We start from the raw sequence: 23,663 nt of genomic DNA, 5'->3' as shown, positions 1-23,663 counted from the left end.
ATGGAGCCTCCTTATTTCCGAATCTGTCCGCTGCCGTTAATGATATATTTGCTTGAGGTTAACGCAGGCAGGCCCATCGGACCTCTGGCATGCAATTTCTGCGTGCTGATTCCGATTTCGGCTCCAAAGCCGAATTCGAATCCGTCCGTGAAGCGGGTGGAAGCATTATGGTACACTGCCGCGGCATCGACTTCCTGCTGAAAGCGTTCCGCGCTCGGACCATCCTCGGTCACGATGCATTCGGAATGCTTCGTGCCAAAGCGATCGATATGCCGCAGTGCCTCATCCAGGCCATCGACGATTTTGACGTTGAGAATGTAATCATTGTATTCCGTAGCATAATCTTCTTCAGTCGCAGGTTTGGCCCAGGAAATCAGTCGAAGCGTCTCATCGCATCCCCGCAGCTCTACGTTCTCCTCGCGCAGCTTGCCGGCGATATCCGCCAAATGGGATTGCGCAAAGTCCTTATGCACAAGCAGCGTCTCCATTGCATTGCACACCGAAGGGCGCTGAACCTTAGCATTCACCGTAATGTCCGCTGCCATGGACGGATTCGCCGTCGCATCCAGGTACGTATGGCAGATTCCGGCGCCGGTCTCGATGACGGGGACGCTCGCGTTTTGAACGACGGTCCGGATCAGCGAGCTGCCGCCGCGCGGAATGACAACATCAATCAGGCCGTCCAGTTTGATCAAGTCATCAACCGATGAACGGTTTGGATCTTCAATCAACTGCACTGCATCGCGAGGAATGGCGCTGCCGGACAGGGATTCATGAATGATCTCCACGATTTTGCGGTTGGAGGACAGGGCGGAGGAGCCGCCGCGCAGTACGACTGCATTTCCGGTCTTCAAGCACAGGCCAAGGGCGTCGACAGTAACGTTCGGACGAGCTTCATAAATGATGCCGATTACGCCAAGGGGAACGCGTTTCTTGACGATATGCAGGCCGTTAGGACGGTCGATCGTCTCCAACGTCTCCCCGACCGGGTCCGGCAGCTCTACGATTTGACGCAGGCCTTCCGCGATTCCGGCGATACGCTCTTCCGTAAGCGCCAGACGATCCAGCAGGGAAACGGAAGTGCCGTTTTCCCGGCCGCGCTGCAGGTCTTCCTTGTTTGCCTCAATAATGGCTTCGCTATGATCGATTAAAGCCTGGGCGCAGTCCAGCAACGCCTGATTTTTCTGTTCCGTGGTCAGACTGTTCAATACACTTGCTGCTTTACGGGCAAGCTCTGCCTTTTGTCTTACTTCGCTCATTTGAATACCTCCTTAGGAATCATAAAAATATAAAGCTCGTTATTTATAATTTTAATGAAATCCATTCATCCCGATGAATGACTTCGAGACGATGGATGCCTTCCAGCTTCTTGACGACTTCAGTGCTCGCTAATCCCATAATATCCTGCAATTGCTCGGAATCATAGTTCACGATTCCCCGGCCAAGCGTTTCCTTGTCCTGATTGATGACTTCAACAACATCACCGGCATGAAAGTATCCCAGCGCTTGTTTCACGCCGACAGGGAGCAGGCTGCGGCCGCCGTGGATGAGCGCTTCTTCGGCGCCTTCATCTACGGTCAGCGTGCCAAGCGGCGTGGATAGAAATCCAAGCCACTGCTTCTTGCGCGGCAGGGTAGAGGAACGCGTCTCAAAGTATGTACCTTGGCCTTGTCCATCCAGAATGGCCTTTAACTGGCCAGGCAGCGTCATCTTGCCGACGAATACAGATACGCCGCCCCGGGTGGCGATCTTCGCAGCATCGATCTTCGAGCGCATGCCTCCCGTACCTACAGAGGAACCGGCACCGCCTGCAATGGCGTAAATTTCATCCGTAATTTCGTCTACCTGCCCAATGCGCTTCGCAGCAGGATTGATGCGCGGATCCTCCGTGTACAGGCCATCCGTGTCCGTCAGAATGATCAAATGATCCGCTCGCAGCAGATTCGCTACCAGGGCGGACAAGGTGTCGTTATCGCCGAATTTCAGCTCATCGACCGACACGGTGTCGTTCTCGTTGATGATCGGCAATACTTGGCGCTTTAGTAGCTCCTCAATGGCCATACTGGCATTGCCCGTGCGCTTGCGGTTCTGGAAATCTGAGCGGGTCAGCAGGATTTGAGCCGAGGCGACACTATGGTCGGATAACGCTTCCCGGTAATTTTGCATAAGCAGCGCTTGCCCTACGGCGGCCGCGGCCTGCTTCTCATGAAGCAGCTTCGGACGCTCTGGATAACCAATCTCCCGGAATCCTGCGGCTACTGCCCCGGAGGTGACTAGCAATACCTGGCAGCCGACCGCATGAAGGGCGGCTAATTCGGAAGCGAAATAGTTGATAGCCTTCCGGTTCAATCCTCCTTCCGGTGAAGTTAGCGAGCTGCTCCCTATTTTGACAACGATGCGGCGTAGCATGGAGATCACTCCTAATAATTATGATGAAGAAAATAAAAAAAACCTTCGTCCCTTGCAGCGCAAAGGACGAAAGTTATACTTCCGCGGTACCACCTTTATTGATGATTTACTCATCCGACTCAAAACCCGGTAACAGGGGCACTGTCCGGCTTCTCAGCCGGCCGCTCGGGGATAGGGTTCCGAAAGGGCGAACGGTAAATTCTCACAGCCTAAGGAATTTACTCTCTGGACGACGCTGGTCTAACGTACTGGTCCCGTCTTCACGTTTAGTCAAATTTATAAATATCCAGAATTGGATTTATTGATAGAATACCACGCGTTCCGCGGCTTTGCAAAGCAAAACAGTTAGAACAGTCCAAGCTTGCCGATTCGCTGCACGGCCTCGCGGAGACGCTCCTCGCTGCTTAGCAGCCCGACCCTGACATAACCTTCTCCATGCTGGCCGAAGCCGATCCCCGGCGCAACAGCGACCTTGGCTTCGGTAAGCAGCTTGTAGGCAAAGGAGGCGGAATCCCAGCCCTTCGGCACCGGCAGCCAGGAAAAGAAGGAGCCGCGCGGCTTACGCGCTTCCCAGCCGATCTGGGCCAGCTCATTGAACAAAGCGTCGCGGCGGGATTGATACACAGCCACAAGGTCGGCGACGTTGTCCTGGGGAGCCGTCAGGGCGACCTTGGCCGCATCCTGAATGCCGCCGAATAAGCTGACATAAATATGGTCCTGCAGCAAATTGATCAGCGAAATGATTTTCTCGTTTCCAAGCGCGAAGGCGACGCGCCATCCAGCCATATTATAGGTTTTGGATAAGGTGTAGTATTCCACGCCCACTTCTTTGGCGCCTTCCGCCTGCAGGAAGCTGACGGGCTTCTGGCCGTCAAATCCAATGGCTCCATAAGCGAAGTCACTCGCAACGACGATTTGGTTCTCGGCGGCAAATTTGACCGTGTCTTCATAGAAGGACAGCGGTGCCGTAGCCGAGGTCGGGTTATTCGGATAATTCAGGAACATCAGCTTTGCCCGCTTGCGGTCAAGCGGCGAGATTGCGCCATAGTCCGGCAGGTAGGCGTTGTTCTCTCTCAGCGGCATGAAGGACATTTCGGCCCCGGCAAGGGCAGCGCCAGACCAATAATCGGGATAGCCCGGATCAGGGACCAGGCACAAATCCCCGGGGTTAAGCAAAATCTGGACGATCTGCACCAGCCCGGTCTTGCCGCCGAACAGGATCGCAACCTCCTTCTCGGGATCCAGCGTGACGCCGTAGTCTTCGCGGTAGCGCTGGCAGACAGCTTCTTTGAGGAAGCTGTAGCCCTGGAACGGGGAATATTTATGGTACTGCGGGTTGGCTACTGCTTGCTGTGCGGCCCTTACGATATGCTCAGGCGTAGGACGGTCCGGGTTGCCTTGCCCGAGATTGATCACGTCATGGCCTTGTGAAATTTCCCGGTTTACGCTCTGGACGAGAGAAGCAAAAAATTGCTTCGGCAGCTTATCCATGACGTCTGCGGCTTGAATAGGAAAAAGGGAGTTACCCTGTGGTCGATTTTGTTGGCTCATGTTCAACACTCCGGTCTATATAATAACAATATTCATAATTTAACATGATTTATCCAATCTGTATAGAATGGATTGAAGCTCGTTTCCCTGCGCTTGGAGCAAAACGGTACTTGCATGGTTAAGGAAGGCCGCTTATGATGGTACTCAAAATGAAATAAACGGATGAAAGGAGATGCGGCATGACTCAGCAGCAAACATCATGGAACATCGCCATGATTCAGTGCGACATTCGTATGGGAAAACCTGCGGAAAACCGCAAAATCGTAGAGAACTGGTTGGAGAAGGCGGTCAGTCAAGCCGTCAAGCCGGACTTGATCGTTTTGCCGGAAATGTGGAACACCGGCTACGCACTGGAGCAGATTCATGAATTAGCGGACGTGGAGGGGCGCGAGACTCGGGAATGGATCTCCGATTTCGCACAGCGCAACGCGGTTCGCATCGTTGCCGGCTCAATTGCGGAGAAGCGCGGGGGAGAGGTATACAATACGATGCGGATTTTTGACGGCAGCGGGGAAGAGATCGCGGCGTATTCCAAAATGCATCTGTTCCGGCTCATGCAGGAAGAGAAGCATTTGTCGCCGGGTCAGTCCGCCGTAACCTTCGAACTGGACGGACAAATCTCGGGGGCGTCCATTTGCTACGATATTCGCTTTCCCGAGCTTACGCGCACGCTGGCGCTGACAGGCGCCAAAGTATTATTCGTGCCGGCGGCATGGCCGCATCCCCGTTTGCATCATTGGCGTACGCTGCTGATGGCAAGGGCAATCGAGAATCAAATGTACGTCGTAGCCTGCAATCGCACTGGACTGAGCGGAAAAGACAACTTCTTCGGCCATTCGATGATTATCGATCCATGGGGGGAAGTACTTGCTGAGGGCGGGGAGGAGGAAGGCATCATTACCGGGCGGATCGATCTGTCCTTGGTAGATGAGGTTCGTTCTAGAATTCCGGTGTTTGAGGACCGGCGTCCAAACCTATATCAACTAATACCATAGTTGTACATTATAGTAGTGAGTGCAAGAAGGCTGTCGCCTCGGCTTTGTCTAGCCAAGCGACAGCCTTCTTGTTTTAAGGTTCTTCCTTCATGCGGTTCTCTATGGTCGTGCGGAAAGTTTCAATGAAAGCTTCCGCCGCCTTGGACAGATAACGTCCTTTACGGTATGCAATCACGAGCGTGCGGCTTGGAACCGGCTCCGCCAGTGGGACGTATACTGGAATCAGCTCGCTACGCTTGGCCCGGGCAATAAAGCGCGGAACGAGGGTAATGCCCATTCCAGCGGCGACGAGAGATTGAACGGTCTCGATGTTATTGCTCTCGAACACGATATCGGGCTCAAACCCAGCAGTCCGGCATAAATCAATCATGATTTTGCGGAAACCCTGCCCCTTCTTGAGGACGATAAAGGATTCGCCGGCCAGCTGCTCTAGAGTTACGCCACCCAGCGGCCGATTTCCTGGGTCGGCAAGATAATGGTTTGGCGGGATGGCCAAGTCGATTTTCTCCTCGCCGATTGGCTCGTAGGTCAAAGAAGGCTCTTGCAGCGGCAGGGAGAGCAGGCTAAGATCCGTGCCTCCGCCCGCAGTGAGTTTTTCCAGGTTTAAGGATGTATCTTCAAGCAAGGTAACCTGTATATCGGGATAGGTTTCTTTAAATGCCGGCAGGACATAGGGCAGCAGATGAGAGCCGGTTATCGGCATGCTCCCGATGACGACGCGCCCAGCACGCAGTTGGGAGATGTCGTCCATCTCCTGGCGAAGCTGCTCGACGGCATCCATGATTTTACGGGCATGCTTGATGAAGCTTGCCCCCGCATGCGTAAGCTCGACGGTACTCGTATTGCGCTGGAACAATTTTACGCCCAGCTCCTGTTCAAGCTTGGACAATTGCTGGCTGAGCGACGGCTGAGCGATATGGAGCTTGTCGGCCGCTCTGGAAAAGTTGCGTTCCTCAGCAATTTTCAAAGTATAAAGGAGCTGCCTTAATTCCATGAGATCACCTTTTTCTTGAATTGGTGTTGCGGTTCGGGCATGACTGTTATAAGTATTCTATAAGTATAGCCTATCATTTTTAAATAAAATATAGGACTTATTGATGTTTACAATAGGCATCCTGCTCTAAAATTTTATTATTAGGCAAGTTGGTTGTATAATTATTATAAATGGGAAAATGGGAAAATGGAGGCTGCCGTTCTATGAAAATATGGAAAGAGGTTCAGGGCTGGGGAATATCTATTATAATCGGCTTTATAATTAGCATGTTCATTGGCATATTTGTTATTCAGCCATATAAGGTGAACGGGCATTCCATGGAGCCTACGCTGGACGACAAGCAGCGGATCTATGCTTGGAAAATAGCGCATGCACTGGAGAAGCTGCCGAAATATGAAGACATCGTCATTATCGACAGCCGGATTGACCGCAGCCGCTCCTTCTGGGACAGCGTAAACGAGCATCCGCTGATCCGCATCATGGCGGGCAACAAGAAAGAGGATTTCTTCTACGTCAAGCGCGTGATCGGCCTGCCGGGCGACGTGATCGAGATTAAAGACGGACAGGTGTATAGAAATGGAGTCAAGCTAGAGGAGCCTTATATTAAAGAGCAAATGTATGCGGAGCAGAGCCGGATATGGGAAGTTCCCGAAGATCATATCTTCGTGATGGGGGACAACCGCAACAACAGCAAAGACAGCCGAATGATCGGACCGGTGCCGCTCGACCACATTATGGGAATCGAAGGGTTCAACAAATAATAGAGATTTCTCGGCGTTCACGAACAGAATGAAGAAGGGACTTTCATGGCATAGCCAGCCAGCTTGCTGCGAAGGTCTCTTTCATTTTTGGCTCACTGCATCCTCTCTTTATAGCTAAATCCTATAACTATTATAGAAATTATATCTTGGAACAATGAATAGAGAGATGATATAGTAATGACAACATACGAAGCGCGGATAAAGGCATGTCATATTCAAATAATGCTTCGTTACATGTTCGAATCCTTCAGTGGGGTGAATACGATGAGCAACGCTAAAAAAACAATGTATGAGAAAATTTGGGACAATCACGTGATTTATTCGGAAGAAGGAAAGCCAAGCATCATTTACATCGATTTGCATTTGGTGCATGAGGTAACTTCTCCGCAAGCATTTGAGGGACTGCGCCTCAGCGGGCGCAAGGTTCGCCGTCCAGAGCTGACTTTTGCGACGATGGATCACAACGTTCCAACGAAAGACCGCTTCAACATTAAAGACCCGATTTCCAAGCAGCAGATCGATACGCTTTCCAAGAACTGCCGCGATTTCGGCGTAACGCTTTTTGACCTGGACACGATCGATCAAGGCGTTGTACACGTTATGGGGCCAGAACTAGGCTTGACTCATCCAGGTAAAACGATCGTCTGCGGCGACAGCCATACTTCTACGCATGGAGCATTCGGCGCGCTGGCATTCGGTATCGGTACGAGCGAAGTAGAGCACGTTATGGCTACGCAGTGCTTGCAGCAAGCCAAGGCGAAGACGCTGGAAGTACGCTTTGTCGGAAAACGCAGACCAGGGGTTACTGCCAAAGATATGATTCTTGGCGTTATTGCCCAGTATGGAACGGATTTTGCGACGGGTTATGTTATCGAATATACCGGTGAGTCGATTCGCGAGCTAACGATGGAAGAAAGAATGACAGTATGTAATATGTCTATTGAAGCCGGGGCCAGAGCGGGCTTGATCGCTCCAGATGAGACGACGTTCGAATACCTGCGCGGCCGCGAGCATGTTCCGCAAGGTGAAGCCTATGATCGCGCTGTAGCAGAATGGAAAAATCTCACTACAGACGAAGGTGCTGAATATGACCGTGTCGTGGAATTTGACGTTGACGCGCTGATCCCGCAAGTGACTTGGGGAACGAGCCCGGGTATGGGCACGGACATCAATGCAAACGTACCGAATCCGAAAGATTTTGCATCCGATAATGAACGGAAGGCTGCCGAGAAAGCGCTCGAATACATGGGGCTTACTCCGGGTACGCCAATGACGGACATCGAGATCGACTATGTGTTCATTGGCTCGTGTACAAATGGACGTATTGAGGATCTCCGCGCCGCAGCGCAAATCGCGCAAGGCTACAAAGTTTCTGACAAAGTAACAGCGATCGTCGTTCCTGGTTCAGGCCGCGTTAAGCTGCAGGCCGAGCAGGAAGGCCTAGACAAAGTGTTTACTGAGGCAGGCTTTGAATGGCGCGATGCGGGCTGCAGCATGTGCCTTGCCATGAACCCTGACGTTCTGGAGCCGGGACAACGGTGCGCTTCCACTTCCAACCGGAACTTCGAAGGACGTCAAGGCCGCGGCGGCAGAACGCACCTCGTTTCTCCGGCAATGGCCGCGGCGGCGGCGATTAAAGGCCGCTTCGTGGATGTCCGCGAATGGAATGTGAAAAGCGAAGTCGTTAGCTAACGAAGGCGAAAGAGGGGAGAACTAATCATGGAAGCTTTTAACAAACTTACAGGCATCGTCGGTCCCGTGGACCGTGTAAACGTAGATACGGACGCTATTATTCCTAAGCAATTTTTGAAGCGGATTGAGCGTACCGGATTTGGGCAATTTCTGTTCTATGAATGGCGTTTCGATACGGAAGGTAATGTAAATCCGGAGTTTGAGCTGAATAAGGCTCGCTATGAAGGAGCTTCTGTTCTAATTTCCCGAGTTAATTTCGGTTGCGGATCCTCCCGTGAGCACGCGCCATGGGCGATTCTGGATTATGGCTTCCGCTGTGTCATCGCTCCGTCTTTTGCAGATATTTTCTACAACAACTGTTTCAAGAATGGCATTCTGCCGATCAAGCTTTCCGAAGAACAGGTTGAAGATCTGTTCCAGCGCACTGCTGCGCATGAGGGTTACCAATTGACGGTTGACCTGGAGAACAAAACGATTACGGATCAATACGGTTTAAATATTTCGTTCGATCTGGATGAGCACCGCCGCCAGTTCCTGCTTCAAGGTCTGGACGACATTGGACTTACGCTGCAGCATGAGGATCTCATTTCAGCTTATGAAGCGAAGAAAGCAAGCAGCACAATCGCTTAATTTCAACCGGGCTTGAGGGACAGCTCCCGGTCTACATGAGTAGACCGGGAGCTGTCTATTTTTGTCTATTCAACAAATTAATAATTTATGAATCTCTTTCTCGAATCTTGCACTAAAGTCTATGATCGGGGCGAATTTTCTGATAGTATGGGATTAATTAGAAGGTGACATGGGATCGTGTAAGAACATGTCATATTTTGGTGTCGATTAGTCAGGTACAACCATTACATCCGGTGGGCGGAAAAAAGGGATTGGTAGGGGATACGATGAAGAAGTTAGGTTTTCTGTTGATGCTGGTTGTAATGCTGTGGGCTTTGCCGGGTATCGGGGAGGCATCCGCCGCTGGCAATGCGATTTATTTGGACGGCCAGGAACTGGAGCAGCCAAGTGCCGCGCAAGCGGGTCTGATTAATGGCAGCGTGATGGTTCCGATTCGTATCATTTCGGAAGGACTCGGTTATGAAGTTGGATGGGAGAAGCAGACCGAGAAGGTTACGATTAAGCAGGACGGCCGGTTGCTGCAGCTTTATATAGACAACCCTAAGGCTGTTGTGGACGGCAGCGAGGCTGGCTTGTCCGCTCCGCCGCTGCTGCAGGGAAATACGACTCTCGTTCCGCTGCGTTTTGTCGGCGAGCAGATGGGCCTGAAAGTCAGCTGGGATAACGAAACAAAATCAGCACATTTGTACAGTACAAGCGGAGGTTCAGGCAGCGGTGTTGTTAATGGAGGGGCGAGTACGCCTCCGGCAGGCGAAGGGGAAACCGTTCCACAGCAGCCTGTAAAGCAGCCTGGAAATGTGGAGGACAGCAATGCCGATTCGCAGGCGGGAAATGATAATAGTCAAGGAGTTCTCGCGGCGATCAGCGGCCTAAGCTTCTCTGATAACCGCCTTATAATCTTGACCGATCGTACAGTAACAGCGAATGTATTCAAGATGACAGGTCCGGAACGGATCGTGATTGACGTGCCGAATGCTAAATTTGAAGCCGCATTCAAGGATGCGCTGCCCCTGGATGCAACGAGCCGGGGAGAAATAGCGGTTGAGGGCTATCCGGAAGTGGCACAAATTCGCTATTCCTTATTCAGCAATGATCCATCTACGATTCGAATCGTTATCGATTTGAACGAGAGCAGAGAATTCGTGCTTACGAACGAGAACGGATCGCTTATTGTCGATCTGACCTCGGATGCGGTGATTCCACCTGTAATACCGGTATTTCCGGCAAGACCGGACGGCAAGAGCCTCGTTGTCATCGACGCTGGACACGGTGGTAAAGATCCTGGGGCCCCAAGTGTAACGGGCATACAGGAAAAAGAATTTAATCTGGCGATCGTGCTGAGGGTGAATGAGCTGCTTATGCAGGAGCCGGACATAATCACTGTGTTGACGCGGAGCGACGATACATACCCGACGCTGGACGACCGGGTAAAGATTGCGAATGATTTGCAAGCCGACATATTTATTTCGGTTCATGCCAATAGCGGTTCTGCAACAGCCACTGGCACCGAGACGCTGTACACCCGGGATGCCAGCATTTCACTTGCGGATACGGTACATAAATATGTGCTCGAAGCAACGGGATTGAAGGATCGTAAGGTGAAGTATCAGAATTTGAAGGTAACGCGCGAGACGACGATGCCGGCTATACTTATAGAGGCCGGATTCCTGAGCAACCCGCAGGATGATGCAGTGTTGAAAGATCCGGCCGTACAGGATAGAATTGCAGCAGGCATCGTTGCAGGGATCAAAGAGTATTTAGGCCTGTGACAGATCTTTGCGATGTGGGTATAGATTGTAAGAGAGAGGGGGTAGCGCTTTGAAAAAACTTGTTATGCTTGGTACTATGCTTGTGCTTGTGGCAGCCCTTGCCGGATGTGGACAGAAACCCCAAGCTGCTCCTGAGGGGGAGCAGCAGCCGGCTCCGGGGATTACGGAGCAGCCGTCCTCAGAACCTAATGTCTCACAAGGGGCAGGACCCAATGATGCGCAGGTTGAGCAGCCGGAGCTGCAGACCGCACAAGTGGAGCTGTATTTTACCGATGATGATCTCATGGAGCTGACGAAGGTGCAGCGTGAGATCAGGTACGAGCAGGATCAGGACAAATATGCCGAAGCATTTAAGCAATTGCAGGTTTCTGAAGACGGACTGTTTTCACTATGGGAAAAAGCAATTTTGAACAAAGTGACCTTTGCAGACGGGGAACTCCAGATCGATATCGAACTGCCTGACGAGGCGCGTCTCGGCTCAGGCGGCGAAGTACTGGCGATCGATTCGCTGAAAGCGACGATGTTCCAGTTCAATGAGGTACGGAGCCTGGAACTGACGGTTGGCGGAGAACAGGTAGAAAGTCTCATGGGGCATGTGGAGCTGAACCATCCGATGACCCGTTGAATAATGGCATTTCGCAAGTGAAAAAGACTATTTTCAAGCCAACGGGCTTGAAAATAGTCTTTTTTTGTCTCGGCCTGCATAGGGACTATTGTCGGAAAACAGGAAAGATTACGCAACTTTTAGTTATTATGGGCGTCTAATATGTCGTCTGGTGATGCTGAAGAACAGGGCTTAAGTCATCGGTCATCACGAGGCAAAATTTTAAGATGGTAGGGGTGACGGATGAGAAGAATTGGTTTTTTGGTATTCATGCTCTTATGTATTTTTGCTTTTCCGACGATAGGACAAGCTGCCGGAGGAGGCACTAGCATCTATTTGAACGGAGAAGCGCTGAACTTGCCGAAGAATGGCCAGGTTCAGAATGTAAAAGGCAATGTGATGATTCCGATTCGTGTCGTCATGGAGGAGCTGGGTTTTGACGTCGATTGGGAAAAAGGGACGCGCACGGTAACTATAAAGCAAGCCGATACAACGATTAAGCTTATTGTTAATCAGAAAAGTGCTACAGTGAATGGCAAGAGACTGGCCCTTAGCATCGCTCCGATGCTGAAAGAGGATACGACGCTCGTGCCGCTTCGATTTGTTAGCGAACAGATGGGCCTAACCGTAGGCTGGGACAACGCTACGAAGACGGTATACTTAATTACCCCGGATAATGGAAGCGGAAACGGGAATGGCGGAAACAACGGAAACAACGGAAACACCGGTTCAGACGGCGGAAATTCGGGGAACGGTTCCGTTACCCCGGTGCCGGAACAAAATTTGGCGGATGTAACAGGCATCGGCTTTGATGCCAATCGCCTGATTATTGCGGTGGACAAAAACGTAACACCCGATGTTTTTCGCATGACGGGGCCGGATCGGATCGTCATCGATATTCCGAATGCCCGCTTTGATGAATCATTTTCGAGCAATCATTCGCTGGATGCATTCCAGACCGGATACATGGACATTAACGATTATCCGGACGTAACCAAAATCCGTTATTCGCAGTTTAGCGATAATCCTTCAACGATAAGGATTGTCATGGATTTATCAGGTGCAAGGAATTATTCTTTACTGAATGCAAACGACGGCTATGTCATTGTTGATTTGAATGTGGATCAGAGCTATCCATCGAAGGGTGGCGGAAAACCGCTAGTTGTCATCGATGCGGGGCATGGAGGCACGGACCCAGGCGCTATCAGCGTAACGAATAAGAAAGAAAAGGATCTTAACCTTTCTATCGTCAAGAAAGTCGAAGCGCTATTGAAGAAAGAAACGCAACTGGACTATGTGCTCTCACGCAGTACGGATGTTTACGTGACGCTGCAAGACCGGGCCAGGCTGGCTAACGATCTTAATGCGGACTTATTCGTATCCGTTCATGCCAATAGCGGCTCGGCGACGGCCAGCGGCGTAGAGACTTACTATACACGGGAAGAAAGCGTGCCATTTGCAAATGTCATGCATAAATATCTCGTCCGGTCTTCCGGTCTTTCCGATCGGAAGGTGCGGGCAAAGAGTCTTCACGTTACACGAGAAACGACAATGCCGGCAGTACTGTTGGAAGTTGGTTATTTGAGCAATAAGAGCGACGAGGCCTTGCTGTATACGGAGAAATTCCAGAACAGCGTAGCCCAGGGCGTTGTCGACGGAATCAAAGAGTATTTGGGATTAAAATAGCCAGCGGCTCATAAAATGCGCGTTCAGGAAGCCGGTTTACCGGCTTCCTGAACACCTTTAAAGGAGGAGGAAGTGACCATGAACAGAAAAATATGGATCATTGGCGTTTTGGTGCTTCTGCTTGCCATCACCGCGGGATGCGGTCAAAAACCAAATGCGCTCGTAGAAGGAGAGCAAGGAAATCAAGGAAGTGCCGGTAACAGCGTGAACGGAACGGCGGTTCAAGAGCCGCCGAACAATCCCGTTGCTCATGGCGCAGGCGATTCACATAATAGTTCCCCGGAGGAGCAAGCCAATACATTGGTCATTCAGGCATTTTTCACGGATGATCAGTTGGATGAACTGTTTGCGGAGAATAAGGAAATTGCGTACAGCGACGATGCGGACAAATATATGCAAACCTTGAAGGCGCTGCAGCATAGCGGGATTCCCGGCCATCTGCCGCTTTGGGATAAGGTGAGTTTCAAGCAGGCCGTATTCGAGGGCGGCAAGTTAACCGTCGATTTAACTCTGCCGGACGAGGCCCGACTTGGAGCCGGAGGCGAAGCTCTCGCCGTGGAATCGCTGACGAAGGCGCTATTCCAATTCGAAGAAGTGCAGTCCATTGAAATTCTCGTTGACGGCCAGGAGGCAGATACGTTGATGGGCCATGTCGAATTAGAGCATCCTTTTCTAAGAAAATAGCAACTTTTTGGAGGAAATAGCAGCTCGCCGTCGAAGTTGGTTAAGAGATCATTTTTGAAGGAGAGAATCTAATGTCATCATTTAAACGCAGCTATAGACGTAAATCCAAAAAAGCGGTCTCGGCCGTGCTAGCTGCTGCCATCTGTTTAAGCGGCAGCGCAGCCGTCTTTGCGGACGAGTCAGCAGAGTCATCTGCCAATTCAGGAACGGGAACAAATATTACGAACACGTCAAATACGGCTTTTTCCCTGTTTAGCGACGTACAGGATGGCTTTTGGGCCGAGAAATACATTTACAAGCTGGCTGCAGAGGGCATCATTGTCGGGGATGCCGGCAAGTTCCGTCCGAGCGATAGCGTAACGCAGCAAGAGGCCATTACGATGGCGATTCGCTTTATGAATTTAAGCGGTGAAGTGGGCAGCGGAGATACAGTTCCTGCTGAGCTGCAAATTAGCGGTTACGCGAAACCTTATGTCGAGCTAGCTTTGAACAAGAATCTGATTGATAAAGATGAAGAGCTGGCCCTTATAAAAGAGAAGGAGTCCTGGGGACAGAAGAAAGCGTCCCGCGAATGGGTCGCTAAAGTTCTTATTCGCGCTCTCGGCAAAGAAGAGGAGGCCAAAGGGCTGGGTACGGCAGCAACTGGCTTTGCAGACCACGATAAAATTACGTCTTCGGTCAGAGGTTATGTGAATCTGGCCGCCAAATTGGACATTACAAAAGGGATCGAAGGAAATAAATTCGATCCGCAGGGCAATGTGACGCGGGCGCAAATCGCGACCTTCTTCGGCAAAGGCGCTGAACATTTGAATGCAAACTATTCGAACGTATATGAGGGGATCGTGACCGAGCTAACCGACAGCAAGCTGACCTTATATGTGGATAATCAGTTAAAGAGCTTCGTCCTCGATAACCGCAGCGTATATTATACGAAGGATTCACAATTAAAGATTTCGAAGAATGATTTGAAGCCATACACGAAAGTGCTGGCGATCGATAAAGTGGGATCCGCAGCGTACGTTGAAGTGATCGATGGCAAGCAGCAGCTGGAGAGTACGGAAGGCACGCTGCTGCGTATTCTCGGCGGCAATCGGATATTGATGCTCGTGAATAACGATTCCGTGGAATATACGTTCGACGATACAACGGCGTTCCTGGATCAGCACGGCAATAAAGTGGCTGCCAGCAGCTTGTCCCCGGAGAGCACGATCATCGTACAGCGGGAGACATATACTGTGGCGAAGAAGCCGGTGCTTGTTCAGGTAAAATCGGCATTGGTCAGTAAAACAGGTACTGGAACGATTGAGTCCGTCGATGTAACCGGCAAGAAAATAACGATCCGCGACGCAGCGGGCACGGTTGAGACCTATACGGTGGACGAGACGACGATTCTGCTGTATCAAAGCCAGAAGCTAAACAGTCTCAGCGAATTGCAAGTCAATTCGGACATTAAATATTCGGTGAAGAACAGTGTGCTCGATTCCCTTGAAGTGACGCAAAGCATCGAGCGGACGGTCAACGGGACGCTGCTTGGATTGGATCAGAACGGGCGTTTGCTGACTTACAGCAATGCAAGCGGATATCCTGAAGTCAAGCTGCTTGCCGAGAATCCGGAAATTATCGTCGGCGGCATTAAGGAGGCCACCTTCGATGACCTCATCGCCGATCTCAACGGAGGGGATAAGGTTGAGCTTACGCTGGACGCGCAGGAGCGAGTGACGAAGGTCGTCGTCCAAGGCCGCCAGTCCGAGCAATGGGCAGCCGCTACGGTCGTGAACTACGATAGCAAGTCCAAGACGCTGACGGTGCTGGATGCGAATTTAAAACCGCATGTGTTTGTATTAGACGAGAAGACGAAGGTGGAATACAACTCCACACAGCCGACCCTTGCGGGGATGGAATCCGTGCTAAATAAAGACCGGAAAATTAATGTAACTTCTATTGGCAACCGCGCGCTTAACGTGCAAATGATCTATAAATACGAAGGCACCTTTGTATCGGTCAATACGGCAGAGAAGAAAATCACGCTGCTGACGGCGGATAACAAAACGGTAACTCTACCATACCAGGGCACGGCTCCTACGATCGAACTGTATGGCAAGAGCGCCACGTTTAGCGACGTTAAGGTCGGCGATCCTGTCATCGCTTTGTTGAGTACGAACCAGGATGCGGTGCAGACGCTGGCCGTGAAGTCTTCCGCTCAATTCGTGGTCAGCTCGATAGAAACATCATATAACCGCATCAGAGCGGTAAATAGCAATAACGGGCTTACGGAAAGCATCTACATTGATCAGGCGATTCTGACAGACGAGAACGGCAATCCGATCAGGCTGAACAATATCCAGAATGGCCAAACGATCAACGTGGCATACAATGGGCTTAAAGCGGTATCGCTGCAGGTCGTCAAATTGACCCTTGGCAGCGTGCAGAATATCGACGGATCTACTTTGACCGTTAAGACCTTTGCCGGTGGAACCGAATCGTTCCCGCTGTCGAACGGCGTTAAGGTTGTTCGCGGGACGTCCGTTACTACAGGGGCAGGCGGATTGGCCACGGCGGATCGTGTGGAGGTACGCAAAGACAGTGACGGCACTCTTGTCGTTAAGGTTCTGAGTTCGCTGGAGCGGAAATTCTCCCGCTATGATGCAAATGCAAGAGAGCTTGTTGTCAAAAGAGCGACGATCGCCGATGACAAATATCGCTTTTTTGTAAATGCGGATACGTATGTTCACCAAAGTGATACGACTATTTCCGTGCAATCTCTGAAAGATGATGATAAAATTGTTTTGTATTTCAATGGTGACAGACTCGTTGAAATCGAAAAACAATAATCATTTTCGTGAGAATAACCGTCTTGTTGCGGGATCATTCCCGGGCAGGACGGTTTTCTTCGTGAAGATTCGTGAAGAAAGGTTAGGTGGAGACATGAATGCCGCGGGTGTCCGTCATATTCTGGACTGCATCGGCGCTATGTTTCCGGATGCGCACTGTGAGCTCCGCCACAGCAATGCGTTTGAATTGACGATTGCCGTGCTGCTGTCGGCACAGTGTACCGACGCAACCGTAAACAAGGTGACGGAAGATTTATTTCAGAAATATAAGACGCCGGGGGATTATCTTGCCGTTCCGCTCGAAGAGCTGGAGCAGGATATCCGGCGCATTGGACTATTTCGGAGTAAAGCCAAGCATATTCAGAACTTATGCCGGATTCTCATTGAACAGTACGACGGAGAGGTTCCTCGCGAGCATGCCGAGTTGGTGAAGCTGCCGGGCGTGGGCCGCAAGACGGCAAACGTGGTCGTTTCGAATGCTTTCGGTGTCCCGGCGATCGCCGTCGATACACATGTGGAACGGGTCAGCAAGCGGCTTGGGCTGGCAGGCTGGAACGATTCCGTGCTTGAAGTCGAGAAGAAGCTGATGAAGCGCGTTCCTGAGGAAGAGTGGACGATTACCCATCATCGGCTTATCTTTTTCGGAAGATATCATTGCAAGGCCCAGAATCCGCAGTGCGAGATTTGTCCGCTGCTGGAAGTTTGCCGGGAAGGCAAAAAACGTATGAAAAAGTCACCAGTCAGAAAAGATAGAGAGAAGTGACTTTCAAACCTAGTTAGAAGAGGATGAGACTCCATGAAATGTATTTCTGTGTACACCGATAGTTTTGAACTTTTCTCCGATATGTTTGAGCAGGTCATCGAAATCGACTTGAAGGAGAATGACGAGCGTGAGGTTGAGGGCATCACCGTAAGCGACTCGGGCGAAGTGCCAAGTCATTACCTGGAGCGTATGGCGGCCAAACCTGAAGTGGTCGTGATGAAGGACAAAGAGAAGGGAATTACGATTCTTCAGCATGGCAAAGTGTTCGAAATTCTAATTCCGTCCGAGTCCGATTCGCTCGAAACGCCTTCGGTGTAGCTGCTTGGCCGATCAGAATGCCGTCTTGCGGAAAATTCCGCGAGGCGGTTTTTTGTTTATATAGATGGAATAATATGGCGCAGGACAGGCGAATCTAAAATAATTATTATTTTAGAGGATGGAATGCTTCATTTTTAATCAAAAACGAAGATATCCGCCATTTAGCGACGAAGAATGTACCTTGAACAGTGTTTTTCTATATATAAGCGGGAAGTTCTTTAATTTTTACTGGAAAATCACTAATTATGAGACTTCCCTGACGGATGCCACTCATGTAAAATGGATGTATTTCCTAAGACATCGAATATGTCGATAGAGATACCCAAAAATGAATAGTGCTTCTTGCTTCATAGGGCATTAGGCAAACATAAATAAGGAGAGTACATAATCATGGAAACGTTGACAATTGGTCGGGATCAGCGGCTTCATGACCGACTTGACCAGTTCTTGAAGTTATATGAGTCAGGTAAAGACCGAAGAGCTTATCGGGAAATTCAAGATTTAACAAGGAAGCTGGAAGCTGATGAATTAACGTTATCATTCTGTGGGCATTTCTCCGCAGGCAAGTCCAGCCTGATCAATAGGCTGTGCGGAAAGCAAGTGCTGCCATCGGGGCCAATACCGACAACCGCCAACGTGGCCGCCATTCGTAATGGAGAGCCTCGGGCCATGCTAACGCGGGCGGAAGTAGAAGACGGAGGCATGGGTGAGACGGTGGAAGCGCATTCCGAACAGATTGCGCTTAACCTTGATCAGTTGGATGACTATTGTAGGGACGGAAATACATATTCGATGATCTCGCTGTGGGATGATGTTCCTATATTGGGACGGCATGGGGTGCTGCTTGATACACCTGGCGTTGACTCCAACGACGCAGGTCATGCGATGGCTACCAATTCAGCGCTTCATCTGGCCGATGTCGTGTTCTACGTGATGGACTACAACCATGTTTTGTCGGAAAGCAATCTGTCGTTTGCCAAACGCCTGGCTGATTGGGGGAAACCTCTCTATCTCGTCGTGAATCAAATCGACAAGCACCGGAACGCCGAACTGTCGTTCGAGAAGTACCGCAGTTCTGTAGAGGACGCCTTCGAGTTATGGGGTATCGTGCCGGCAGGGGTGTTCTATATATCCCTGAAGGAGCTGTCCCATCCGTTAAATATGTTGAACGAGCTGGAGAAGACGATTGCTGCTCTCTTCGGGATTCGTGAAAGCCTGCTGGAGTTCAGCATCGGCTGCTCGCTTTTTCATGGAGCGGAGCAGTATTTGAAGCGGCTGGAAGATGCGGACGAGGAGGAGCAGGAACGGCTGCTTGAGGACGTCGGCGGCGAGGAGGCGCTGTCACGCTTGCAGACGGAATTGTCGGCACTGGAGCGGGAGCTTTCCGAGCAGGATGGCCTCGTAGATCAGCTGCGTGGCAGTTTGTCCAAGGAGCTGGATGGTTTGCTGGCCAATGCGCATTTGATGACACCTGATCTCAGGGAAGCTGCCGCGCAGTATTTGGAGAGCCGCAAGCCTGGTTTCAAGATGGGACTTTTGTTTCATGCAGGGAAGACGGAACGCGAAAAGGAACGGAGAAGGGACTTTTTCCTCGGTAAGCTGCAGGAGCAGACGCAAGCCCAGGTGGATTGGCATGTGCGCGATTTGCTGCGCCGCCTCGGGCAGAATCACGGGCTCTGGAGCACAGAGTGGGAGAGCAGACTGGAGGCGGAGCTTCCCCAAGCGGAGGAGGAGTGGATCGCCGGTCCTGCGCGCGAGGGCGCGCAGCTCTCCGGCGAGTACACGCTCCGCTACGCCGCCGACGTGGCGGCCGGAATCGCCGGCCGCTACCGCCGCGCAGCCCTCGCTATCGCGGATGGGCTGCTCGCTGAGCTGGCGCCGCGCCTTAACGAGGCGCGGCACAGCCTGGCCGCGCAGCGCGATGCGCTGCTGGCGCGCTCCGGCGCCGCCGGGCGGCTGCAGGCGCTGCGCGCTGCCGCCAAAGAGCGAGCTGCGCGCATTCACGCGCTGCTCGGCGAGCGCCCGTCCCTCCCGACCGGCATCCTGCCGGAGGTGAGGGACGTCGCGCCAGGGGCGCCGGCTGCGCCGCAGCGCCCAGAGCCGCCCGCGGCGGCAATGGCGCCGCCGGTCGCCGCGGTGCCCGCAAGCGCCAGCGACAGCGCTGGCGCAGCCGTTGCCGCGATAAGCGGGCGGCAGCGGCTGGGCGAGGCGGCGGCGGTGCTGAGCGCCGCCGCTGAGGCGCTGGCCCCTTACCCCGCCTTTGGGTCGGGGGTAAGGGAGCTGCGCGCCCGCGCGGACGCGCTTCGCGGCGGCCGCTTTACGGTCGCGCTGTTCGGGGCGTTCAGCGCGGGCAAATCCTCCTTCGCGAACGCGCTGCTTGGCGCTCAGGTGCTGCCGGTATCGCCGCATCCGACGACCGCGGCGATCAACCGCATCCTCGCGCCTGAAGGGGACATGAAGCATGGCCAGGCGGCCATTACCTTCAAGTCCGAGGAAGCGATGCGCGAGGATCTGGCTTACTCATTCGAGGCGCTGCAGCTCGGAGCATGGAAGGAAGGAAGCTGGAGAGCCGAAGTAAATAAATTGAAGGCTCCGGATGTGCCTCCTTCCGGGCGAGCTCATTTCAGCTTCCTGAAAGCGGCGGCAATCGGCTGGGAGCAAAACGCTTCAAGACTAGGGAGCCGCGAGATTACGGGATTGGAGCAATTCGCCGAATACGTGGCGGAAGAGAGCCGTGCCTGCTTCGTAGCGGGCATCGACCTATATTACTCCTGTCCGCTAACCGAGCAGGGGATTGTGATCGTGGATACTCCGGGGGCAGATTCCATTCATGCCCGGCATACCGGAGTTACCTTTGAATATATGAAAAACAGCGATGCATTACTGTACGTAACCTATTACAACCATGCCTTCTCCCGTGCGGACCGCCAATTCTTGGGCCATCTGGGCCGGGTGAAGGGCAGCTTTGCGCTCGATAAAATGTTCTTCATCGTTAACGCGGCGGATTTGGCATCCACGCCGGGCGAGCTGGCAAGCGTTGTCGAACACGTGGAGGATGGGCTGCGCACAGCGGGCATCGAGGCCCCGCAAATATATCCTGTATCCAGCATCGCTGCACTGGATGCGAAGCGTAGCATGGATGCCGCGATGCTCGAGGGTTCGGGCTTCTCCCGGTTCGAGGCCCCGTTCCTTCGCTTTATTAGGGAGGACTTGGCGGGTCTCGCCGTAGGTGCGGCCCGCCATGAGCTGCAGCAGTTCATAGCGCGGGCGGAGCAGTGGAGCGAGACGCTGGCCAAAAGCGAAGAGGAACGCGAGCAGCTTAAGGTTCAGTTAATGCTGGATCGCAAGCGCTTCGCGGAAGAGCTTCTGGTGCTGGCGAAAAGCGATAAAGAGGCCGAAATCGCGCAAGAAACCGGGGAGCTGCTGTTCCATGTGCGCAGAAGACTGCAATTTCTTGCCGGCGATTTGTTCCACGAATATTTCCACCCTTCGCTCCTCCAGGATGACGGAGGGGATATGAAGCGGAAGTTTGCGGCTTCGGTCAAGGGCTGGCTGGCCCAGTTAAGCATGGAGCTTGAACGCGAGGTTCAGGCGACCTCCCTGCGGCTTGAGAAGAAAAGCGAAGCGCTGCTGGCGAAGGAAGCCGAGGCTTGGCTCGTAAAGCTGCAGCAAGAAATTCCGGCGCTGCCGGCATTGTCGATCTATGCAACCTCTGCCTGGCTGACTCCAAGTGTTCCCTCGGGAAGTCTGGAGCAAGGCATTAAGGCAGCCTCATATTGGAGCTATTTCAAAAATCCAAAAACATTCTTTGAAGGAGGGGGTAAGCAAAGATTGCGAGACGCCCTGGAGGAGCCGCTCAGCGACAGTATTAAAGAGGCGGTGCAACGCTTTGGCAGCGATCTGATCGAATTTTACGCGCAGGAGACCTCGGTGAGGTTTGCAGCGGTTGCTGCATCGCTAGAAGCGCAGTGGGAAGAATGGGAGAGCAGCGTGTCCGGCATGCCTTCCGCCGCGAACTCCGATGAGTCGTGGAAGACCGTTCCGCAGCGTCTTCATGAACTGTATCAGGCATTGCTTTAAAGGAAAACCAAAAACAACATAACTGAAGAGTAACGCGGCAGTCGCGAAGAGGGGCAAATCCTAGAAGTTGCAAACCATCGATGACAAGCGTTACTGGGAGGGAACGACATGGAAGTACTTAGGCAATTAAGAGGATATTACCGGGAACGACGAACCTATTTGATTTTGTCGATTCTATGCCTCGCGGCAGCGACGGGCTTTGGGCTCGTGTATCCGCTGCTGCTCAGAAAACTGATTGACGACGTAATTCGTCCAGGAAAGTATGACGGGGTGCTGTGGATTGCTTTGACAGCGCTCGGCGTCGTAATCATCAAAGCCTTTTTGCAGTTTTTACATGGATTTTTCGGTGGAAGACTCGGAAACTATCTCGCTTACCGGCTGCGGAATGCCTGTTACGAGAAGCTGCAATTCCTATCGTTCCGCTATTATGATAAAGCAAAAACAGGCGATCTGATGTCCCGGCTGACCGGGGACCTGGAGGCCATTCGTAACTTCGTCGGCTTCGGGTTCGCACAGCTGCTCAATTTGGTGCTTATGGTTATCTTCGGTGCGGCTATGATGATGTCGATTCATTGGCAGTTGACGCTGATCACGATGATTACGATTCCGTTTCTGGCTGCGGTTGCACTAAAATTCGAGTCAAAGATTCACCCTGCTTTTCAGGAAATGCGCCTTGCCCTGAGCTCGCTGACGACAGCGGTTCAGGAGAACGTAACTGGGGTGCGGACGGTCAAATCCTTTGCGCGAGAGCCTTACGAGATGGAGAAATTCTCGCACCGGAATGAGCGGTACAAGGATAACCAGATTTTTGCCTCGATGCTGTGGAGCAGGTTCTTCCCCGTTATGGAGCTGCTGGCCTCTATCAGCGTAGCTGTCCTGCTGGCTGTAGGGGGAACGCTCGTCGTTAAGGAACAGCTGACGCTCGGAGACTTGGTCGCCTTCTTCAGCTTGATTTGGTTCATAATCGGACCAATGTGGGGGCTTGGCTTCCATATCAACAACTACACCCAATCCAAGGCTTCGGGTGAGCGGGTGCTGGAAGTATTGAACCAGAACGTAGACGTGAAGGATGAGACTGACGCGGTCGACTTGGATTTGGAGAACGTGAAAGGCAAAGTGGAGTTCGACCATGTGACGTTTGCTTATGGCAATAAGATGCCAGCGGTTACGGATATCCATTTTACGGCAGAGCCGGGTTCGGTCATCGGGTTTCTTGGCGGCACGGGCTCCGGCAAATCGACGATTATTCAGCTGCTGATGCGCGCCTACAACGTGAACGAGGGTAGCATTCGCCTGGATGGAAGAGACATCAGGGACATCCGCATCAAGAGCCTGCGTAGCGGGATTGCGACCGTGTTTCAGGAGACGTTCCTGTTCTCTTCCACGATTCGAAACAATATCGCTTACGGCATGACGCAAGTCTCAATGGAAGAGATCATTCATGCCGCCAAACTTGCCAAGGCTCACGATTTCATCATGGAATTGCCGGACGGCTACGATACTGTGGTCGGCGAGCGAGGCATGGGGCTGTCAGGCGGACAGAAGCAGCGGATCGCCATCGCGCGGGCGCTGCTCAAAAATCCGCGGATTCTAATTCTCGACGACGCGACGAGCGCCGTGGACATGGAGACCGAGCACGAAATCCAGTCGGGTTTCCAGGAAGTGATGCAGGGCCGGACCACATTCATTATCGCCCACCGCATATCATCGCTTCGCCATGCGGATGAAATCCTTGTCCTCGATGAAGGGCGGATCGTCCAGCGCGGCAGCCATGAGGAACTGATTGAGGTCCCTGGGCCGTATCAGGACGTGTACCATATCCAATATGCGGACCATTTGTCCCGGGCTAAACGGGGCAATGAAGGGAAGGTGATGTAGCGTGCATACTGAAACCCG

General features: G+C 52.2%; 17 protein-coding genes. 13 read left to right on the top strand and 4 right to left on the bottom strand.

Annotated elements, in window-relative coordinates; translation table 11 throughout:
• Positions 1-11 precede the first annotated feature (11 nt).
• From ACYUJT_RS11565 to ACYUJT_RS11555, 3 genes are all read right to left on the bottom strand, one after another.
• On the bottom strand, positions 12-1,259 hold the full coding sequence (locus tag ACYUJT_RS11565; RefSeq protein WP_460321993.1) for a glutamate-5-semialdehyde dehydrogenase: 1,248 nt from the start codon (positions 1,257-1,259) through the stop codon (positions 12-14).
• Positions 1,260-1,302: 43 nt separating this feature from the next.
• The gene (gene proB / locus ACYUJT_RS11560; protein WP_460321991.1) at positions 1,303-2,409 is read right to left on the bottom strand and encodes a glutamate 5-kinase; all 1,107 of its coding nucleotides are present in this window, start codon (positions 2,407-2,409) and stop codon (positions 1,303-1,305) included.
• A gap of 345 nt (positions 2,410-2,754) precedes the next feature.
• Positions 2,755-3,960 carry an aminotransferase class I/II-fold pyridoxal phosphate-dependent enzyme gene (locus tag ACYUJT_RS11555; protein ID WP_460321989.1) on the bottom strand — a complete coding sequence of 402 codons (1,206 nt, stop codon included), beginning with the start codon at positions 3,958-3,960 and terminating at the stop codon, positions 2,755-2,757.
• Positions 3,961-4,139: 179 nt separating this feature from the next.
• Between ACYUJT_RS11555 and ACYUJT_RS11550 the strand changes: the two genes are divergently transcribed.
• On the top strand, positions 4,140-4,955 hold the full coding sequence (locus tag ACYUJT_RS11550; RefSeq protein WP_460321986.1) for a carbon-nitrogen family hydrolase: 816 nt from the start codon (positions 4,140-4,142) through the stop codon (positions 4,953-4,955).
• 73 nt (positions 4,956-5,028) lie between these two features.
• Here the strand turns inward: ACYUJT_RS11550 and ACYUJT_RS11545 are convergent, their stop codons facing one another.
• Entirely contained in the window at positions 5,029-5,949 is a 921-nt protein-coding gene (locus ACYUJT_RS11545; protein WP_460321985.1) for a LysR family transcriptional regulator, read from the bottom strand.
• A 203-nt stretch (positions 5,950-6,152) separates the two neighbouring features.
• On the opposite strand from ACYUJT_RS11545, the gene lepB reads away from it, so the two are divergent.
• The 12 genes from lepB to ACYUJT_RS11485 all read left to right on the top strand — a co-directional run bounded on the left by lepB (position 6,153) and on the right by ACYUJT_RS11485 (position 23,645).
• Complete coding sequence (gene lepB / locus ACYUJT_RS11540) at positions 6,153-6,710, top strand: signal peptidase I (RefSeq protein ID WP_460321983.1); 558 nt, start codon at positions 6,153-6,155, stop codon at positions 6,708-6,710.
• 264 nt (positions 6,711-6,974) lie between these two features.
• Complete coding sequence (leuC, locus tag ACYUJT_RS11535) at positions 6,975-8,402, top strand: 3-isopropylmalate dehydratase large subunit (RefSeq protein WP_460321981.1); 1,428 nt, start codon at positions 6,975-6,977, stop codon at positions 8,400-8,402.
• 27 nt (positions 8,403-8,429) lie between these two features.
• Positions 8,430-9,032, top strand: coding sequence for a 3-isopropylmalate dehydratase small subunit (gene leuD, locus ACYUJT_RS11530; RefSeq protein WP_460321979.1), 603 nt, complete (start codon positions 8,430-8,432; stop codon positions 9,030-9,032).
• A 266-nt stretch (positions 9,033-9,298) separates the two neighbouring features.
• On the top strand, positions 9,299-10,801 hold the full coding sequence (locus ACYUJT_RS11525) for an N-acetylmuramoyl-L-alanine amidase (RefSeq protein ID WP_460321976.1): 1,503 nt from the start codon (positions 9,299-9,301) through the stop codon (positions 10,799-10,801).
• 49 nt (positions 10,802-10,850) lie between these two features.
• Entirely contained in the window at positions 10,851-11,426 is a 576-nt protein-coding gene (locus tag ACYUJT_RS11520) for a GerMN domain-containing protein (protein ID WP_460321973.1), read from the top strand.
• 249 nt (positions 11,427-11,675) lie between these two features.
• Positions 11,676-13,091: an N-acetylmuramoyl-L-alanine amidase gene (locus ACYUJT_RS11515; RefSeq protein ID WP_460321971.1), complete on the top strand. Its 1,416-nt coding sequence runs from the start codon at positions 11,676-11,678 to the stop codon at positions 13,089-13,091.
• Between the two features lie 78 nt (positions 13,092-13,169).
• Positions 13,170-13,775, top strand: coding sequence for a GerMN domain-containing protein (locus ACYUJT_RS11510; protein ID WP_460321969.1), 606 nt, complete (start codon positions 13,170-13,172; stop codon positions 13,773-13,775).
• Positions 13,776-13,846: 71 nt separating this feature from the next.
• Entirely contained in the window at positions 13,847-16,606 is a 2,760-nt protein-coding gene (locus ACYUJT_RS11505; protein WP_460321967.1) for an S-layer homology domain-containing protein, read from the top strand.
• A 94-nt stretch (positions 16,607-16,700) separates the two neighbouring features.
• Positions 16,701-17,369 (top strand): endonuclease III, encoded by a 669-nt coding sequence (gene nth / locus ACYUJT_RS11500; protein ID WP_460323271.1) that lies wholly within the window; start codon positions 16,701-16,703, stop codon positions 17,367-17,369.
• 33 nt (positions 17,370-17,402) lie between these two features.
• Positions 17,403-17,687: an NAD/NADP transhydrogenase alpha subunit gene (locus ACYUJT_RS11495; protein WP_460321965.1), complete on the top strand. Its 285-nt coding sequence runs from the start codon at positions 17,403-17,405 to the stop codon at positions 17,685-17,687.
• Between the two features lie 390 nt (positions 17,688-18,077).
• Positions 18,078-21,767, top strand: a complete 3,690-nt coding sequence (locus ACYUJT_RS11490; protein ID WP_460321963.1) for a dynamin family protein — start codon at positions 18,078-18,080, stop codon at positions 21,765-21,767.
• Positions 21,768-21,875: 108 nt separating this feature from the next.
• Positions 21,876-23,645 carry an ABC transporter ATP-binding protein gene (locus tag ACYUJT_RS11485; RefSeq protein WP_460321961.1) on the top strand — a complete coding sequence of 590 codons (1,770 nt, stop codon included), beginning with the start codon at positions 21,876-21,878 and terminating at the stop codon, positions 23,643-23,645.
• Positions 23,646-23,663: the final 18 nt, after the last annotated feature.

It is taken from the genome of Paenibacillus sp. YSY-4.3 (genome assembly GCF_054767475.1).
The sequence above is the reverse complement of the archived record's forward strand: the minus strand, read 5'-3'. Positions and strand labels throughout refer to the sequence as shown.